Origin of the sequence: Sphingomonas kyeonggiensis (genome assembly GCF_014196745.1) — a bacterium.
In the GTDB taxonomy this organism is placed as follows: Bacteria; Pseudomonadota; Alphaproteobacteria; order Sphingomonadales; family Sphingomonadaceae; genus Sphingomonas; species Sphingomonas kyeonggiensis.
Genome location: NZ_JACIEH010000001.1, coordinates 1,812,591 through 1,829,874 on the forward strand (window position 1 = coordinate 1,812,591; position 17,284 = coordinate 1,829,874).

Genomic DNA, 17,284 nt, shown 5'->3' on the forward strand with positions numbered 1-17,284 from the left:
ACGTTGCACATCCGCGTTCTCGTACGCCGGCTGCGCTTCGTCGTGCCGGCGCTTTTGCTTCTGGCCTTGCTCGGCTGGAGTGCCTGGCTGTTTGCCTCGCGCTGGCGCCCCACGCCCTCCGACTTCCCCGTCCAGGGCGTCGACGTGTCCGAGGAACAGGGGCCGATCGAATGGTGGACCGCCAAGAAGGCCGGGATCGACTTCGCCTATATACGCGCCACCACCGGCTCCCAGGCGCGCGACCTCCGCTTCCCCGAGAACTGGCGCTGGACCTTCGAGGCCGGCATCCGTCGTGGCGCGCTCCACGTCTACTCGCTCTGCCAACTCGCCACCGATCAGTCGGGCAACTTCATGACCACGGTGCCGCGCTCGGACGACCAACTGCCGCCCGCGGTCCAGATCGATTTCCAGCCCGATTGCCCTGCCCGGCCCGAGCGCCAGGTGGTGATCGGCGAAATCGGCCGCTTCCTCCACGATGTCGAGACGCATATCGGCAAGCCGGCGATCCTGATGGTCTCGAGCCGCTTCGAGGACCAGTATCGCCTCAGCGACGCCTTTCCGCGCCTGCTCTGGGCGCAGCAGCGCTTCTTCCCCCCCTCGTATTTCGCGCGGCCATGGTCGATATGGCAGGCATCGCGCCACCGCCGGATCGAAGGCGTCGGCGCACCGGTCAATTGGGACGTGATGGCGAAATGAGCGAAGTGAACCCCAAGGCACTGATCGAGGCCGCCCGCGAAGCCTCGAAGAACGCCTATGCCCCCTATTCGAACTTCGCGGTCGGCGCCGCCGTGCTGCTCTCGGACGGCACGGTCGTGACCGGCGCCAATTTCGAAAATGCCAGCTACGGCCTGTCGCTCTGCGCCGAGACGGTGGCGCTGGCCAGGACCAGCAGCGAAGGGCGTCTGAAGGACGTCGTCGCGATCGGCGTGATCGGCGGCCGGATGGGACACGCAGACACCGCCCCGGTCAGCCCGTGCGGCCGCTGCCGCCAGATCATCAACGAGGCCGCCCAGCTCGGTGGCCGCGACCTGCCCGTCTTCTGCGGCGGCGCCACGGGGGACGAGATTGCGGAGTACACGCTCTCCCAGCTGCTCCCGGCAGCGTTCGGCCCCCGCGACCTCGGCATGGCCTGATACCGGGCGAGAGAGCCCCATATGACCAGCCTCGCCACGACCACGATCCGTCCCTTCGTCCCCGGCGGCAAGGACTTCGCCCTCTCCAAGCGCTTCTACCAGGCGCTCGGCTTCGAGATCACGTTCGAAGCGGCCGGCGTGGCCGGCTTCGCCTGCGATGCCGGCAGCTTCCTGCTCCAGGACTATTATGACGAAGGCTGGGGCAACAACTTCATGATGCAGCTCATCGTGAAGGATCTGGATGCCTGGTGGGCACATATCCAGTCCCTCGATCTGCCGGGCAGCTTCGGCGTGCCCGATCCCAGGCCGCCGGCACTGATGCCCTGGGGACTGACGCTGGCCTATGTGATCGGTCCCTGCGGGGAACTGTGGCACGTGGTGCAGGGCTAGCGCCCGCCCAGATAGTTCCCCGGCAGCGCGCCCGTTCCCACCACGATCCGCTGCAGCACGACATTGTCGTCGATCCGCCAGACCTTCAGCACATGCCTGCCCGCCGCCACGCCCGGGAAGTGCGCGGTCAGCGTCCGAGCATTGTCCTCCACCGCCTTGTTCCAGTCGCGCTTCGGCTGGCTGTCCGCGGCATTGGGCGCCGGGGTGAGCAGGTCGGTCAGCACCTCCACCGGACCGTCATCGATCGAGACACCCACCCGCAGCTTGCCATCCGCGCCGGTGCCCAGGGTCGGCACCAGGATCAGCTGCACGTTCAGGTCTCCGGCCTTGGCGACCGGCACCGCATATTCCAGCCGGACCCCGTCCGCCACGCTGGTCGCGGGCTGCCCCTGCGGAAGTGCCAGCACCGCCTCGCGGGTGCGCCCCAGATGCGGGACCACCTGCCAGCGCAGCCCCTTGCCGCCTACCGCCCGTGCATAATCGCCCGCCTCGATCGTGGTGGCGACGTCTGCCCCCCCCCTGACGCAGGCCGACAACTGAACGGCGCGTGCCCGCCACCCGCTTCACCTCGGGCATCACCTGCTTCTCCGGCTGCTGCCAGTTGGTGTAGCCGATATGGGTCTGGAGCATCATCCCGTCCCATTTGCCACCAGCGATGGCGTGATAGCGGTCGCTCAATTCCTGATCGCGGGCGAACAGCGTCTCCGCCTGGTCGGCAAAGCCATTGGCACGGCTGTCGTTCCCCTCCGCGAGCCGACGGTTCCACGCGACCGCGTAATAGAGCCGATAGAGGTTCGCCATCGCCGCTATCGGATGCTCGACCAGCTGGAAGAACGCGTCCCTCCCATTTGCAGGCACCCGCGCCTTGGCCTTCAGCATCGCGGCCTCGAGCGCATCCCATTCGCCGACCATCGCACCGAACTCGCCCCCATCGCGCGCCGGGTCGTCGCCCCGCCCGAGCCCGAATCTATCCGCATCGATCAGTTCGGGCTTCCGCCGCGCTGCGAGCTGCGAATAGCGCGTCAGCAGCGCGCCGATCGCCTTGCCCTGTTCCGGGCCGAACTGCTCGCTCGCCCATTCGGCCGGATAGCTCGCCAATGCCTCGGGCGTCATCGCCTCGGGGTTCCAGGCCTGTTTCATGAAGAAGCTCAGCGGATACTCCATCGGCTTCAGGTCGCCGACATTGACGATCCACAGCGCCCGGGCGCCGCGCTGCCAGGCCAGGTCCATCTGTTGCCAGCTCTTCTCGATCTGATTGGTGTTCAGCCACTTGTAGTTGCGCGGCCCGCCGACATAATCGAAGTGGTAATAGACCCCGTAGCCGCCCTTGCGCGGCGGGGCGCCCGGATCGGGCAAGCGGCGTACCTGCCCCCAATTGTCGTCGGCGAACAACAGGGTCACGTCGTCGGGCACCTGCATGCCATGGTCGTAATAGTCCTGCACTTCCTTGTAGAGCGCCCAGACCTGCGGCGTCCGGTCCGCCGGCTTGCCGGTCACCTCGGCGATGATCCTGCGCTGGTCGGCGACAATGCCCTCCAGCAGCTTGGTCGCCGTGCCCTCCGCCATCGGCTCGTCGCCATCGCCGCGCATGCCCACGGTCACCAGGCTCTCATAGCCCTTGCCGTCGCCCTTCGACATCATCCGCTCGATCCCGCCGCGCCAGAAGGCACGCAGGTTCGCCGCATTGGCCGTGTAGTCCCATTTGCCCCCGGTCACGCCTCCGGCGGTATTGCGGTGCCATTCGTCCTGCGCCCGGGTCATCGGCTCGTGGTGCGAAGTGCCCATGACGATGCCCATCTCGTCGGCGAGGATCTTGTTCTGCGGATCGTCGTCGTTGAAGGCACGCGGCGCCCACATCGCCGGCCAGAGATAATTGCCCTTCAGCCTGAGCTCGAGCTCGAAGATATGCGCGTAAGCCTTTGCATTCGCGCCACCAAACTTCTTCTGGACCCAGGTGGAGAAGGCCGGTGCCTCGTCGTTGATGAAGAAGCCGCGATAGCGCACTTTCGGCTGGTCGCGCCGCGATCCGGCGGTGAGGTAAACGTTCGCACGCTTCGCCACCGGCACATCGGCGAACCAGTGCCAGGGTGACACCCCGATCTTCTCCGAAAGATCATAGGCGCCATAGACCGCGCCGCGCCGGTCCGAGCCGACGATCACCAGCGCACGGTCGATACCCGGCGCGGGATTGTCGACAACGATCTGGCGGAAGGCCTCCCATTCGCCGGCGATGTCCTGCGCCCTGATCTTGCCGGCACGAACCAGCGCATCGATCATCGGGCTCTGGCCGAGCACGCCGATCATCACCACCGGGCCCGTCGTACCGACCTGCCCCAGCGCCGGCACGGCCCTGGTGCCGCTCACGCGCTGGAGGTCGCCGGCAAATCCCTCCGCGGCATAGCGCACGGCCGGGTCGGCTGCGGGATCGACCAGCACGGTCGCAGGCTTGCCGCCTCGGATCAGCGCGAAGCTCGTCCCGTCGGCCGTGGAGCATACCGTCACCGCGCCTTTACAGGCCAGCGCCGGTACCGAAACCACCGTCGCCACCAGTGCAGCCGCCACCAACCCGCGCATAGCCTCTCCCATGTCTATTTGTCTGCGTTATGCGCACATCCCTGCAATCCGACAAGCCACTTGCCCCGTCGCGTGCTTCCGGCAAAACGGGGGCATGATCCTTTCAGACCGCTGGATTCGCGAACAGGCCCTCTCAACGGGCATGATCGAGCCCTTTGTCGAGGCACAACGCCGCGAGAACTGCATCAGCTACGGGCTCAGCTCCTATGGCTATGACGCCCGCGTGGCGGACGAGTTCAAGATCTTCACCAATGTCGATTCGGCGGTGGTGGACCCGAAGGACTTCGCTGCGAACAGCTTCGTAGATCGCAAGACCGATGTGTGCATCATCCCGCCGAACAGCTTCGCGCTGGCCCGGACGGTCGAATATTTCCGCATCCCGCGCGACACGCTGGTGATCTGCCTGGGCAAGTCGACCTATGCGCGCTGCGGGATCATCGTGAATGTGACGCCGCTCGAGCCCGAATGGGAAGGGCATGTCACGCTGGAATTCTCGAACACCACGCCGCTGCCCGCCAAGATCTACGCGAACGAAGGCGCGTGCCAGTTCCTGTTCCTCAAGGGCGACCAGCCCTGCGAGACCAGCTATGCCGATCGTGCGGGCAAATATATGGGCCAGCGCGGCGTCACCCTGCCCCGGCTCTAAGCCTCTAATCCAGATATGGAAAAGGCGCCGCGATCGGCGGCGCCTGTTGTCCGCCGCTGGCTACGCTTCACGCAGCCAGACGGCAGGAAATGGGGCTCAGCGCGACGTCAGCTGGAGCGTGCGGATATATTGCAGCCCCTTGTTGGCGATCACATGCGAATTCGCCACGCGGTCGGCCGTAAGATCCATCTCGACATCGCGCTGCTGGAGCACCTGGATGTAGAGCGCCCGTGCCTCCGCGGTGCGTCCGGTCTGGGCATAGACCGCCGCGAGGTTGAGCAGCAGCTCGGGCTGGTTCGGATCGAGGCGCAGGCGCGCGTTGAGCTGCTCTTCCGCCTTCGAATAATTGCCATTGAAGATGGCGGCACTGGCTACGGGATCCCCGTTGTCACGCTGGGCCTGCGCCGGAAGCGTGGCGAGCGCGAACGGGGCGGCTGCAAGGACAATGAGCGCGGTGCGCATAACTCCTACTCCTTCTTTTGTTACGTCACGGAGACTGTTTCGTGACTCTTTGAAGACAGTAGTGTTACACTTCCGTGTCACGTGCACAAGCGGATTGATGCGCCTCCGTAGTCCTACGGACAAAAAGAAAGGCGGCCCCGAAGGACCGCCTCTCCTTGTTCCAGATCCAGGCCCCGAAGGGCGGCGGATCAGAAATCGTTGCGATACTGCTCGTTGCCGACGAAGCCGAGCTTGTTCACATTCGCGCGCTTGATGATCGCGAGAATGCGGTCGACGACTTCGTAGCGTGCCTGCGGATCGGGCTGGAAGTGCAGCTCCGGCTCCGGCGACATCTGCAGCGTCTGGTCGAGATACTGGCGAAGCGTCACGTCGTCGATCGGCGCGCTGTTCCAGAAAACCTGGCCCTGCGCATCGATATAGACCTTGTTCTTCTCCGGCTCGACGACGTTCTGCGGGTTGTTGTTCGACTGCGGAAGGTCGACCTTCACCGCGTGCGTCTGAATCGGAATGGTCATGATGATCATGATCAGAAGCACCAACATGACGTCGATCAACGGCGTCGTGTTGATTTCCATCATCGGGCCGTCATCACCACCGCCGCCCACGCTCATACCCATAGTCTAAACTCCTTTGAGCCGGGCCGTCAGAGACGGGTCGTGGCAGAACCGGCGGGCGGTTCGGAGATGAAGCCAACCTTGACGAAGCCGGCCATCTGCATCGCGAAGATGGTGCCACCGATGCAGCGGTACGGCGTGTTGATGTCGCCGCGGATGTGCACTTCGGGGAGCTCGAGGCCGGCGGCGTTGATGCCACCCTGCTTGTCGATCTCGGCCTTCAGCTTCTTCACGCCACGCTCGACCAGTTCCTGGCTCGTCACCGGGGTCATGCCCCAGAAGACTTCGCACTTGCCGTTGTTGGCAGTGACCGAGAGCGCAACGTTCTCGGGCTTGGTGATCGTCGGTTCAAACTGGACCTTCGGCAGTTCCAGCTTCACCGTCTGGATCACGACCGGAACCGTGATCAGGAAGATGATGAGGAGCACCAGCATCACGTCGACGAGCGGCGTGGTATTGATGTCCGACATGGGGGCGTCATCACCGCCACCCCCTCCTACGCTCATCGCCATTGCGCGCTATCCTATTCTTCTAATCCAATCCCCAGCCCCTGCGGGCTGGAGAGGGCCGCGCACCCGCCAGGGGAAGCGCGGCCCATATATTCCAGATCGCTTAGGCGCGCGGCGCGGTGCTGGTGGTCGCGGCCGGAGCGGCCTTGGCCGGAGCAGCCTTGGCAACGGTCGGGCGCACGCGGCCGTCCGAAGCCAGGTAGCCGAGCAGATCGTTCGAGAAAGCGTTCAGGCTCTCGTTGATCTTCTTGTTGCGAGCCTGCAGCCAGTTGAAGGCGAGCACGGCCGGAACGGCGACGGCGAGACCGACGGCGGTCATGATCAGCGCTTCACCGACCGGACCGGCGACCGCGTCGATCGACGCCTGGCCAGCCGCACCGATCTTCACGAGCGCGCGGATGATGCCGATAACGGTACCGAACAGACCGATGAACGGAGCGGTCGAACCCACGGTGGCGAGGAACGACAGGCCGCTCTTCAGCTGCGAGTTGATCAGGTCTTCCGAGCGGGCAAGCGAGCCGTGCAGCCAGTCATGGGCTTCGACCGGGTCGGTCAGCTTCGAGTGCTGCTCCTGGGCGGCCAGGCCGTCGTCGACCAGCTGGCGATAGGCCGAGTTCTTCTCGAGCTTCGCAGCGCCTTCGCGCAGGCTGTTGGCGCTCCAGAAGCCGGCGCGGACGCGCTTGGCCTGGTTGAGGATCTTCTGCTGCTCGAACAGCTTGGTGAACAGGATGTAGAGCGAGAAGAACAGCATCAGCACGAGAATGCCGAACACCGTCTGCGAGATCAGGCCGCCCTCACGGAGCGCGGGAATCAGGCCGTACGGGTTTTCCTTGGGCGCCGCGGCGGCGAGAATGGTCGTGAGCATTGTCGGTTCTTTCCTCTAACTAAATAGCGCTTTTATCCACAGGTCCGGCGCGCCCTCGCTGGAGCGCGCCAGCAAATCACTCGGCCTAGGTCGGAATCTTCCAGGTGAAGCTGCCGTTGTAAGGAGCCGGGATCTTGTTCCCACCCTCGTCCTCGGCCGGATTGAACCGGGCGCGGCGCTTGAGCAGGTTGCAAGCCGTGCTGTCCAGAACGGACACGCCGCTCGAACCCGTTACGGTGCAGTTGGTCACCTTGCCCGACGCATCGACGTCAAGGCGGAAGCGGACGGTGCCGGCCTGCTCGGCGCGGAGCGCAGAGGCAGGATAGTCGTCATCCGTAACCCAGCTCTGCGGCGAACCGCGGGGCGTGAGCTTCTTTGCAATCCGCGGCGGTGCCGGCGGCTGCGGCGGAGGAGCCGGCTGCGCGGGCGGAGCCGGAGGGCTCGTCGGCGGCGGGGTCTGCGGAATGTTGGGCGTCGTCTGGATGGGCGGCGACGGAGTCGGCACCTGCACCACGGACGGCGGCACTGCGATCTGAGTCGGCGGCGGCGGCACCGGGGTATCCGGCGGCGGCGGCGGCGGCGGCACTTCTTCGGGCGGGGGCGGCGGCTCTTGCACGTCGAACGTGTTCAGCTTTTCCGCCTGCTTCTTGACAAATTGATATGCAAGGCCCGTGACGAAGGCATACCCCATGCCAGCCACGATTATCGCAACCAGAACGATCGCGACGACGCGGCTGCCACTTGTATTGCGGTCAGCGTAAGACATCCGGCAACGTCACTCCTCTAATCCCTGACATGCAGCCCTATGCGGCGGATTTGCGACCCGTGCACAAGCCTGCCCGCCGTGCGCTATAAATGCGTCCAATTCGGCAGCGGGCGAGTCTCTATCGCGCGCACCGGGTCTACGCAAACCCTTTGTCGGACAAACCCGACCTACAATCGGCGGATGACGGAATTATTTCTGTATAGCCGTAACGGATTCCGGTAACCCGATCGGCATGACCCGCACCTTCCCCGCCATATTTTCTTGCGCGATTGCGCTCGCTGCACCCTTAGGTGCATCCGCTAACCCCCCGCAAACACAGGGGCAAACCGCACCTGTTTTACCCAGCTATGCCACCCTGGCACGGCAAGTGACGACGGCGCCGCTGATCGTCGACGCACGCATTCGCAAGGCGGACCGGTTGAAGGCGGAAGAATCGCCTGGTCTGGCCACTGGTATGGCCAGATTCCTGATCGAGGCGGATGTCTCGGCCCTGATTCGCGGCACGCAGGCCCTTTCCTCGCGCATCACCTACACCGCCGATGTGCCCCTCAACGCCAAGGGCAAGCCGCCCAAGCTGGCCAAGCAGCGCGTGCTGCTCTTCGCCCGCCCGGTGCCCAGCCGCCCGGGCACGGTGCAGCTCACCGGATTACAGAGCCAGATGAACTGGTTGCCCGAGCTGGATGCGCAGGTTCGCGCGATCACCAGGGATGCGCTCGCCGCCGATGCCGCACCGGCGATCACCGGCGTCGGCAACGCCTTCCACGTCCCGGGCTCGCTGCCCGGCGAGGGGGAAACCCAGGTGTTCCTGCAGACCGCCGGCGGCGCGCCCGTGTCGCTCCAGATCCTGCGCCGTCCGGGCGAAACGCCGCGCTGGAGTGTTTCATTGGGGGACATTGTCGACGAATCGGCCGGGGCGCCGGCGGCGAATACCTTCCTCTGGTATCGCCTCGCCTGCGGCCTGCCGCGCAGCCTGCCGACGGAAAGCGTCGAATCGGACGATCCGCAGAACGCCGCCAAGGCGCGCGAGGACTATGCCTTCGTACTGCGCTCGCTGGGGCCGTGTGCCTAGCACCCGATCCCCTCTCCCGCCTGCGGGAGAGGGTGGTCGAGCGTAGCGAGACCGGGTGAGGGTGAGTGCTGGAGGCAAGCGAAGCGCTCGCCGCCCGCAGACACCCTCACCCTTCCGCCGCCTTCTGCGGCTCCCTCTCTCTCCCGCAGGCGGGAGAGAGAGGGATTCTGTTACTTCCGCTCGCGGACCAGCGTGATCCCGATCGATTCGCCCTGTTCCGCGATCGCCAGCTTGACGATTCGCACCTCGACGCGCTGCACGCGCGCATCGCCGACGAACAGCGTGTCGCAGATGTGCTCGGCCACCGCCTCGACCAGGGTGAAGTGCACGTCCTTGGGCAGCCCGTCGGTCGCCGCGTGCTTGATGTCCATATAATTCTTGGACGCCCTGAGCGGCGTATCCGGCTCGAAGCGTTCGGGCAGGTCGATGTCCGCCGTCACCGAGATACGGAGCGGCTGTGGAAGGTGCGTCTCTTCCGAATAGACGCCGGTGAGGACTTCGACTTCCAGGTCATGGACCTGGAGCTTCAGGGAATCGGGCAAGTCGCCAATGCCTTTCAGGGGGAAACAGGCCGCGCCCAATAGCAGATGCACGCTTGCTGGAAAGCCCGCCCCTCCCTCTCGGCCCCGCCATGCATATATTCAGTATTGCGAAAGCGCCGATGGGCGCTATTTCGCGCGGCCCCGATCCGCAGGTCGGGCGTTGTTGTGAAAGGAATGTATGAAGTGATCGCTTTGCTGCCGCTGGAGACCGTGGATCCTCAGGCCGTCGAGACGCTGCTCGACCGTGCTTTTGGTCCGGGCCGACGCGCGCGCACTGCGTACAAGGTCCGCCTTGGCACTTCGGAGATTCCGGAACTCAGCTTCGCCGCGGTGGCGGACGATGGCAGCCTGCTCGGCTCGATCCAGTGCTGGCCGGTCGCGCTCGAACGCGATGGCGGCGGCAGTGTGCCCATGGTGATGGTCGGCCCCGTCGCGGTCCAGCCCGATCGCCAGCAGGGCGGTATCGGCCGCATGCTGATGGAGCGGATGCTCGAAGCGGCGGAAGCCGCTCCGGTCGTCGGCGCCGATGCGCTGATGCTGGTCGGCGATCCCGAATATTATGCCCGCTTCTTCGATTTCACCGCGGAGAAGACCGGCGGCTGGCGCCTGCCCGGCCCGTTCGAGGCGCGCCGCTTGCTCGCCCGCGGCGCCGGGGTGCCGGCTGGTCCGGGCCAGGTCGGGGCCCGTCTTCGACGAGCGGCCTGAGTAGCAACCAAATCCGAGCAACGCTTCTTTCCCCGGCGAAGGCCGGGGCCCAGACTAAGTGTGCGCGGCGAAGACGCGCCGAGGCGCGTGATTCGCAAGGACTGAGCCCCGGCCTTCGCCGGGGAAAAGCCAAGTCGCAGCTTCCAATGTAGGATTTTGTCTGCTTGGGTCTCCGGCATGGCCGACCGTTCGCAGCTTTTCCTCCACAGCCTTCGTTCGCTGAACCATCCGGGGACCGGGAATCAGGGGCCCCGTAGCGTATGTTTCGTAAACTTCCGCGGCCCCGCCGCGCCGGCAGATTGAGGCGAATCGATGCCCTCCACGCCCCCGCCCGACTTCGCCAGCCTCTCGCTTGCCGAGATCGCACGCCTCGCCGAAGAGGATCGCCTGCCGCCGGTCGAAAGCTGGAACCCCAGCCATTGCGGGCATAGCGACATGCGCATCGCCCGCGACGGTACCTGGTTCCACCAGGGCTCGCCGATCGGGCGCCTGCCGATGGTCCGCCTGTTCTCGACGATCCTGCGCCGCGAGCCCGACGGGCGCTTCGTCCTGGTCACGCCGGTCGAGAAGCTCGACATCGACGTCGAGGATGCGCCCTTCACCGCGGTGGAGATGAAGCGCGAGGGCGAAGGCGACGCCATGAAGCTCGCCTTCCGCCTCAACACCGGCGACCTCGTCACCGCCGGCCCGGAGCACGGCTTGCGCTTCGAGGATCGCGAGGACGGCCCCCGCCCCTATCTCCATGTCCGCCGCGGGCTGGAGGCACTGGTCGCCCGCACCGTCTATTACGAACTGGCCGAGATCGCCCTGGCCAATGGCAGCACGCCGCCGGGCGTGTGGAGCAACGGCGCTTTCTTCCCGCTGGAGCCGGCAGAATGAGCCTCGCCGATCGCCTGCGCCTCGCACTCGCGGCGGATCATTCACCGCTACTGCTCCCCGGCGACCATTATGATTTCGACCCCGCGGTGCGCGGCAACCCCGCCGCGGTGCTGATCGCCGTCACCAATCGCGCCTCTCCCGGCGTGATCCTCACCCAGCGTACCGAGACTTTGCGCAGTCATGCCGGCCAGGTCGCCTTTCCCGGTGGCCGTATCGATCCGGAAGACGATGGCCCGATCGGCGCGGCGCTGCGCGAGGCGCACGAAGAGATCGCCCTGCCGCCCGCCTCGGTCGAAGTGGTCGGCACCACCGACAGCTATCGCACCGTCACCAACTATGTCGTCACCCCGGTGGTCGGCGTGGTGCCGCCCGATCTGCTGCTCACGCCATCGGAGGCCGAGGTCGCCAGCGTTTTCGAGGTGCCGCTCGATTTCCTCCTCGACACCGCCAACCAGCGCGAGCAGGTGGCGCAATATCAGGGCCATGAGCGGCGCTATTACGAGATACTCTGGCAGGACCGCCGGATCTGGGGAGCAACGGCGGCAATGCTGGTCAATCTTTCGAGGCGGCTGAAATGGGCGGCATGATCCTGCCCGATGCCGACTGGCGGCACCGCGAGGGGCTCGCCCATCTGGTCGAGGTGCTCGGCGACGTGCGCTTCGTCGGTGGATCGGTGCGCGATACGTTGCTCGACCTGCCGGTCTCCGATCTCGATGTCGCGACGCCGCTTCCGCCGCAGCGGGTATTGGAGCTGCTCAAGGGCGCCGGCATCCGCGCCGTGCCCACCGGCATCGATCACGGCACGATCACCGCGGTGCTGGCAAGCGGCCCCGTGGAGGTCACCACGCTGCGCCGTGACGTCTCCACCGACGGCCGCCGCGCCACCGTCGCCTTCACCGATGACTGGCGCGAGGACGCGGCACGGCGCGATTTCACGATCAACGCGCTCTATGCCGATCCGGCGAGCGGCGAGATCTTCGACTATTTCGGAGGCCTGGCCGATCTCGAGGTGCGCCATGTCCGCTTCATCGGCGATGCGTTCCAGCGCATCGCCGAGGACCATCTGCGCATTCTGCGTTTCTTCCGCTTCCTCGCCCGCTTCGGCGACGTCGCCGATCCGGCTGGCCTCGAAGCCTGCACGGCGCGTTCGAGAGACCTGATGGCGCTCAGCCGCGAGCGCATCGCCGATGAGCTGCTCAAGCTGCTGGTGGCGAAGGACGCGGTCCGCGTGGTCGCCCTGATGATCGAGCGCGGCATCTTCCTGCCCGTGCTGCCGGAGATCACATCGGCGGACCGCTTCGCCAATCTCGCGGCGCGCGAGGACGCTGCCGGTGTCGCTCCCGATGCGATCCGCCGGCTCGCCTCGCTGATCCCGACCGACGCCACGCTCGCCGAGTTGATCGCCGCGCGGCTCAAGCTCTCGAAGGCCCAGCGCAAGCGTCTTGCCTCCGCGGTCGTGCCGCCCGAAAGCAATTTCGTCTCGATGGCGTGGCGCGCGGGCGTGGAGGCGGCGCGCGACCGGTTGCTGATCTTCGGCAGCCCGCTTTCGGAAGTGGCGGTGCTGGAAGCGTGGCAGCCGCCCCGCTTCCCGCTCTCGGGCGGCGCGATCGTGGCGCGCGGCATCAAGGCCGGGCCCAAGGTCGCGCAGCTCATGAAGCAGGTCGAGGAAGCCTGGATCGCCGAGGGTTTTCCGGATGAGGCACGCGTGTCGGCACTGGCCGACGAAGCGGTAGCTCAGGCGTTGCGCTCGACGAGCAGCGCGTAGGCGTCCTCGCGCTCGAGGGCGCGTGAGTAGAGGAAGCCCTGGCCATAGGTGCAGCCCAGCGCCGCCAGGGTCTGGGCGAGTTCGTTGGTCTCGATACCCTCTGCGGTGGTCTGCATGCCGAGCGCCTGGGCGAGGCTTAGGATGGCGCGGACGATCGCGACCTTGTCGCGGTCGGCCAGCATGCCGGAGACGAAGCTGCGGTCGATCTTGAGCAGGTCGATCGGCAGCTTCTGGAGATAGGCGAGGTTCGAATAGCCCGTGCCGAAATCGTCCATCGCCAGCGTGGTGCCCAGGTCCTTGAGGGCGTTCATCGTCTGGGCGATGCGGTCCGGATCGGTGACGATCGCGCTTTCGGTGAGCTCGAGGGTCAGGCGGTCGCCCGCTACGCCGTGTCGGTCGAGCGCGCCCTTGACCATGGCGGGGATATGATCGCGCTGCAGTTGGATCGCGGAAAGGTTGACCGCGACCTTGACGCCGGCGTCCCCGCCCGCCGCCCGGTCCCAGGCCGCGATGGTCTGCGCCGCTTCCTCCATCGCCCAGCGGCCGAGCGGGATGATCAGGCCCGATTCCTCGGCGACGGGGATGAAGTCGTTGGGCGAAAGGCGGACACCCTCCTCGTTGGTCCAGCGGGCCAGCGCCTCGAACGAGATGATCTTGCCCGTCGCGAGGTCGCAGATCGGCTGGTAGCAGAGCGTCATCTGCCCATGCTCGATCGCCCGGCGCAGCTCGGTCTCGATGCCGAACTGCTCGCGGGCGATGTCGAAGGTATGGGCCTGGTAGATTTCGGTGCGGCCGCTCTTCTTGGCGCGCTTCACCGCGAACTGGGCGTTGCGGACCAGATCCTCGGGGTCGCCGTCATTGTCGCTGCCCAGGGCGATGCCGATCGAGCAGTCGACCCGGATCTCGAAGTCCGAGAGGCGGAACGGATTGGCCAGGGCCGCCTGGATGCGCTTGGCGACATGGAGTGCGTCGCTCGGCCCCTCGTCGAGGGTAAGCAGCACGCCGAACTCGTCGCCGCCCATCCGGGCCAGCGTGTCGCGGCTGCGCAGCGCACCCTTCACCCGGCGCGCCACCGTGATCAGCAGCTCGTCGCCCGCCAGACCGCCCATACAGGCATTGACGCGGCTGAACCGGTCGAGATTGACCACCATCACCGCGAAATCCTGGGCATTTTCGGGCGTGATCGCATGCTCGAGCGCATCGGAGAAGCCAGCGCGGTTGGGCAGGCCGGTGAGGCTGTCCGTCGCCATCTCGCGGCGCAAGCTGTATTCGGTGCGGAGTTCCGACGTGTGGTCGACCAGGGTGACCATGCAGCGCGGGAAGGACCGGCGGTCGGCACGCTTGGCGAGCATCACCCGGAAGTGCCGGGCATCCACCTCGTCGCCGAACTGCCAGCTGATCTCGCACTGGATCTCGTTCGATTCGATGAAGCGGCGGAGCCGCGCACCGAGCAGGCGGATCAGCGGCGATTCGCTGGCAACGGTGCCGAGGCCGGCGACCCGGAAGGATCGGTTCACCGCGTCGAAGACGAACACGTCATCCTGCAGCTCCACCAGCGCGGCCGGCACCGGCAGCATGTCGAGCATCATCGCCGAGATGCCCGGGCCGAAGACAAGCGAAGCCGGCTGCTGCGGCAGGGGCAGCGGCGCCACGACACGGGCTTTCTTCGTCCTGGCGAATACCATCACGCCCCGGCCTAGCCCCGATTGGTTAAAACCGCCTGAAACAAAAGCGTTTTACGTCATCCTAGAAACGATTGTCGCGCGGAAACCCGTTCGGCGCCATCCGGCCCGCCGCACCGCGTGTCGCGCGCCAGGGCGAAAGATCGGACTCGGTGCGCGTCCGGCCGCTCTCGCCGCCCATCGCCCAGCTCAACCCGTCGACCATCTTGAAGGTCCGCACGTCGCTCAATCCGCCGTCGCGGTAGCGCTGCAGCTGCACGCCCTGCCCGCGCGCCAGCTCCGCCACTTCGGTGAGCGGGAAGACCAGCAGCTTGCGGTTGTCGCCCACCGCCGCGACCGCATCGTCCTCGGCACCGATGGGCCGGACCAGCTTGAGATGCGCGCCGGCGCGCGGCGTCACCACCTGCTTGCCCTTGCGCGTCTCGGCGATGACGTCCTCGGCCTTCACGACAAAGCCGCGGCCATCGTCCGCCGCGACGAGCAGCCTGGGTGCCTGGCTCGCCGGCAGCAGCGCGACGATGTTTCGTTCGCCCTCCAGGTCGATCATCAGGCGCACCGGCTCGCCGAACCCACGCCCACCGGGCAGCTTGTCCGCGCCCAGCGTGTAGAAACGGCCATTGTCGGCGGCGAGCAGCAGCTTGTCGGTGGTTTGGGCATGGAAGGCCAGGAAGGCCGAGTCGCCTTCCTTGAACTTCAGCGCCTCGCCCGACAGATCCTCGACATGCCCCTTCATCGCGCGGATCCAGCCGCGTGCCGAGAGGATCACCGTGATCGGCTCGCGCTCGATCATCGCCTCGAGCGGGATCTCGCGTGCCGGCGCAGCTTCCTCGACCAGGGTGCGGCGCTTGCCCAGCGCCGTCTCCGGCCCGTAGCGCTCGATCATCTTCGCCAGGTCGCGCTTCATCCGGGTGCGCTGGCGGGCGTCGGACGAGAGCAGCAGCTCGAGATCGGCCTTTTCCTTCTCCAGCGCGTCCCGCTCGCGCTTGAGCTCCATCTCCTCGAGCTTGCGCAAGCTGCGCAGCCGCATGTTGAGGATCGCCTCGGCCTGGCGGTCGGTCAGCTCGAACTCCGCCATCATCACGGCCTTGGGCTCGTCCTCGGTTCGGATGATCTCGATCACCCGGTCGAGGTTGAGGAAGGCGATGATGTAGCCGCCGACCAGCTCGAGGCGGTCGGTGATCTTGGCGACACGATGCTCGGACTTGCGGCGCAGCACCACGAACTGATGCTCGATCCACCCCAGCAGCGCTTCCTGCAGGCTCATCACCCGCGGCGTGCGATGCTTGTCGAGCACGTTGAGGTTTAGCGGAACGCGCACCTCGAGGTCCGACAGGCGGAACAGACTGTTGATCAGGTCCTCGGCCACCACCGTGCGGCTGCGCGGCTCGAGCACGATGCGGATGTCCTCGGCGCTCTCGTCGCGGACGTCGCCCAGGATCGGCAGCTTCTTCTCGTTGATGAGATCGGCGATACCCTCGATCAGCTTGCCCTTCTGGACGCCGTAGGGGATCTCGGAGACGACGAGGTGCCAGCCCCCGCCCTTCTCGGTGACCTTCTCGATCTTGGCCCGCACCCGGAAACCGCCACGACCGGTGGCATAGGCTTCCGCAATCGCTGCAGGGCTGTCGACGATGATGCCGCCGGTCGGCAGGTCCGGCCCCTGGACATAGTCGAGGACATTCGCCGCCGGATTGTCGATCAGCGCTACCGCGGCATTCATCAGCTCGGCGGCATTGTGCGGCGGGATGCTGGTCGCCATGCCGACCGCGATGCCGGCGGCGCCATTGGCGAGCAGATTGGGGAACAGGCCCGGGAAGAGCTCGGGCTCCTCATCCTCACCATTATAGGTCGGGCGGAAATCGACGGCGTTCTCGTCGAGCCCGTCCATCAGGTCGATGGCGACCTGGGTGAGCCGCGCTTCGGTATATCGGTACGCAGCCGCGTTATCGCCGTCGATATTGCCGAAATTGCCCTGGCCGTCGACCAGCGGATACCGGAGCGCAAAGGTCTGGGCCAGACGGACCATCGCGTCATAGACCGACTGATCGCCGTGCGGGTGGTATTTACCGATGACATCGCCGACGACGCGGGCGCACTTCTTGTAGCCGCTCGCCGGATCGAGCCGCAGCAGCCGCATCGCCCAGAGCAGGCGGCGGTGGACCGGCTTCAATCCGTCGCGGACATCGGGCAGCGAGCGCGCCGTGATCGTGGAGAGCGCGTAGACCAGGTACCGCTCGGAAAGCGCGCTGTCGAAGGGGACGTCGGAAGGCGCGCCGGGATCTTGAATGTCGGTGTCGAGGCTCATTTCCCACCCCGGATAGCAGCAGCGAAGGCCAAGCGCCAAGCCGGGGCATGGCAACATTCAACCAAAGGGTTGAACGCCCCCACATCGACCCAGTCGACCGGATAACTAATCAATTGATTTCTCATACTTATCCCCGAGCGCCGCCGGAAAATGTTGAATCCCTTGAATCTCCACACACGCAGGAAAGCCGATGATCGGACGCCAGGATCGGACTGAAGGAACATTCCGGAACTAAAGCAGAACATTTCCAACTTTACCAGCGCCGGCAGTCCGGCTTTTCGCCACTTGCCCGCGCCGTGAATCGGCCATGCCAGCCCCGTCGCGTCGTGGGCGTGCTTCATCGCAGGCCGGCAGGCACAGCGCGCGATGCAGGCCAGG

General features: G+C 66.0%; 19 protein-coding genes and 1 pseudogene. 9 read left to right on the top strand and 11 right to left on the bottom strand.

The features are described from left to right. The first annotated feature begins 3 nt into the window (after nt 1–3). Genes GGR46_RS08535 through GGR46_RS08545 form a run of 3 tightly spaced genes read left to right on the top strand, consistent with a single transcriptional unit; the run spans nt 4 to nt 1,523 of the window. Nucleotides 4–696, top strand: a complete 693-nt coding sequence (locus GGR46_RS08535) for a GH25 family lysozyme (RefSeq protein WP_183996391.1) — start codon at nt 4–6, stop codon at nt 694–696. Next, nucleotides 693–1,133 (top strand): cytidine deaminase, encoded by a 441-nt coding sequence (locus tag GGR46_RS08540; RefSeq protein WP_183996393.1) that lies wholly within the window; start codon nt 693–695, stop codon nt 1,131–1,133. The genes GGR46_RS08535 and GGR46_RS08540 overlap by 4 nt, the downstream gene beginning before the upstream one ends. Before the next feature lie 21 nt (nt 1,134–1,154). Then, nucleotides 1,155–1,523 carry a VOC family protein gene (locus GGR46_RS08545; protein ID WP_183996395.1) on the top strand — a complete coding sequence of 123 codons (369 nt, stop codon included), beginning with the start codon at nt 1,155–1,157 and terminating at the stop codon, nt 1,521–1,523. Here GGR46_RS08545 and GGR46_RS25380 read toward each other — a convergent pair. Continuing rightward, the gene (locus tag GGR46_RS25380; protein WP_343058086.1) at nt 1,520–1,963 is read right to left on the bottom strand and encodes a hypothetical protein; all 444 of its coding nucleotides are present in this window, start codon (nt 1,961–1,963) and stop codon (nt 1,520–1,522) included. The two genes, GGR46_RS08545 and GGR46_RS25380, sit on opposite strands and share 4 nt — an antisense overlap. A 601-nt stretch (nt 1,964–2,564) precedes the next feature. Continuing rightward, nucleotides 2,565–4,109 (bottom strand): annotated as a pseudogene (locus GGR46_RS25385) (glycosyl hydrolase 115 family protein); the annotation flags it as partial. 82 nt (nt 4,110–4,191) lie between these two features. On the opposite strand from GGR46_RS25385, the gene dcd reads away from it, so the two are divergent. Beyond that, nucleotides 4,192–4,743: a dCTP deaminase gene (gene dcd / locus GGR46_RS08555; protein WP_183996397.1), complete on the top strand. Its 552-nt coding sequence runs from the start codon at nt 4,192–4,194 to the stop codon at nt 4,741–4,743. A 96-nt stretch (nt 4,744–4,839) separates the two neighbouring features. On the opposite strand, the gene GGR46_RS08560 is transcribed toward dcd, so the two are convergent. The 5 genes from GGR46_RS08560 to GGR46_RS08580 all read right to left on the bottom strand — a co-directional run bounded on the left by GGR46_RS08560 (nt 4,840) and on the right by GGR46_RS08580 (nt 7,959). After that, on the bottom strand, nt 4,840–5,205 hold the full coding sequence (locus tag GGR46_RS08560; RefSeq protein ID WP_183996399.1) for a tetratricopeptide repeat protein: 366 nt from the start codon (nt 5,203–5,205) through the stop codon (nt 4,840–4,842). 188 nt (nt 5,206–5,393) lie between these two features. Further along, complete coding sequence (locus GGR46_RS08565) at nt 5,394–5,816, bottom strand: ExbD/TolR family protein (protein ID WP_183996898.1); 423 nt, start codon at nt 5,814–5,816, stop codon at nt 5,394–5,396. A gap of 32 nt (nt 5,817–5,848) precedes the next feature. Continuing rightward, entirely contained in the window at nt 5,849–6,331 is a 483-nt protein-coding gene (locus GGR46_RS08570) for an ExbD/TolR family protein (protein ID WP_183996401.1), read from the bottom strand. A 100-nt stretch (nt 6,332–6,431) separates the two neighbouring features. Further along, the gene (locus GGR46_RS08575) at nt 6,432–7,193 is read right to left on the bottom strand and encodes a MotA/TolQ/ExbB proton channel family protein (RefSeq protein WP_183996403.1); all 762 of its coding nucleotides are present in this window, start codon (nt 7,191–7,193) and stop codon (nt 6,432–6,434) included. A gap of 85 nt (nt 7,194–7,278) precedes the next feature. Then, nucleotides 7,279–7,959, bottom strand: coding sequence for an energy transducer TonB (locus GGR46_RS08580; protein WP_183996405.1), 681 nt, complete (start codon nt 7,957–7,959; stop codon nt 7,279–7,281). 454 nt (nt 7,960–8,413) lie between these two features. On the opposite strand from GGR46_RS08580, the gene GGR46_RS08585 reads away from it, so the two are divergent. Then, nucleotides 8,414–9,028: a hypothetical protein gene (locus tag GGR46_RS08585; protein WP_246425934.1), complete on the top strand. Its 615-nt coding sequence runs from the start codon at nt 8,414–8,416 to the stop codon at nt 9,026–9,028. A gap of 170 nt (nt 9,029–9,198) precedes the next feature. Here the strand turns inward: GGR46_RS08585 and GGR46_RS08590 are convergent, their stop codons facing one another. Next, nucleotides 9,199–9,570, bottom strand: coding sequence for a dihydroneopterin aldolase (locus tag GGR46_RS08590; RefSeq protein ID WP_183996407.1), 372 nt, complete (start codon nt 9,568–9,570; stop codon nt 9,199–9,201). A gap of 183 nt (nt 9,571–9,753) precedes the next feature. Here GGR46_RS08590 and GGR46_RS08595 point away from each other — a divergent pair, with 183 nt between their 5' ends. The 4 genes from GGR46_RS08595 to GGR46_RS08610 all read left to right on the top strand — a co-directional run bounded on the left by GGR46_RS08595 (nt 9,754) and on the right by GGR46_RS08610 (nt 12,919). Continuing rightward, nucleotides 9,754–10,275 (top strand): GNAT family N-acetyltransferase, encoded by a 522-nt coding sequence (locus GGR46_RS08595; protein WP_183996409.1) that lies wholly within the window; start codon nt 9,754–9,756, stop codon nt 10,273–10,275. Nucleotides 10,276–10,587: 312 nt separating this feature from the next. After that, complete coding sequence (locus tag GGR46_RS08600) at nt 10,588–11,154, top strand: DUF1285 domain-containing protein (RefSeq protein WP_183996411.1); 567 nt, start codon at nt 10,588–10,590, stop codon at nt 11,152–11,154. Further along, complete coding sequence (locus tag GGR46_RS08605; RefSeq protein WP_183996413.1) at nt 11,151–11,741, top strand: CoA pyrophosphatase; 591 nt, start codon at nt 11,151–11,153, stop codon at nt 11,739–11,741. The genes GGR46_RS08600 and GGR46_RS08605 overlap by 4 nt, the downstream gene beginning before the upstream one ends. Then, on the top strand, nt 11,729–12,919 hold the full coding sequence (locus GGR46_RS08610; RefSeq protein ID WP_183996415.1) for a CCA tRNA nucleotidyltransferase: 1,191 nt from the start codon (nt 11,729–11,731) through the stop codon (nt 12,917–12,919). The genes GGR46_RS08605 and GGR46_RS08610 overlap by 13 nt, the downstream gene beginning before the upstream one ends. Here the strand turns inward: GGR46_RS08610 and GGR46_RS08615 are convergent. From GGR46_RS08615 to GGR46_RS08625, 3 genes are all read right to left on the bottom strand, one after another. Further along, a complete protein-coding gene (locus tag GGR46_RS08615) occupies nt 12,889–14,505 on the bottom strand; it encodes a putative bifunctional diguanylate cyclase/phosphodiesterase (RefSeq protein WP_183996902.1) in 1,617 nt (538 codons plus the stop codon). The two genes, GGR46_RS08610 and GGR46_RS08615, sit on opposite strands and share 31 nt — an antisense overlap. A gap of 160 nt (nt 14,506–14,665) precedes the next feature. Next, nucleotides 14,666–16,906 carry a DNA topoisomerase IV subunit A gene (gene parC / locus GGR46_RS08620; RefSeq protein WP_183996417.1) on the bottom strand — a complete coding sequence of 747 codons (2,241 nt, stop codon included), beginning with the start codon at nt 16,904–16,906 and terminating at the stop codon, nt 14,666–14,668. Continuing rightward, nucleotides 16,903–17,247 (bottom strand): hypothetical protein, encoded by a 345-nt coding sequence (locus GGR46_RS08625; protein WP_183996419.1) that lies wholly within the window; start codon nt 17,245–17,247, stop codon nt 16,903–16,905. The genes parC and GGR46_RS08625 overlap by 4 nt, the downstream gene beginning before the upstream one ends. Between the last annotated feature and the right edge of the window lie 37 nt (nt 17,248–17,284).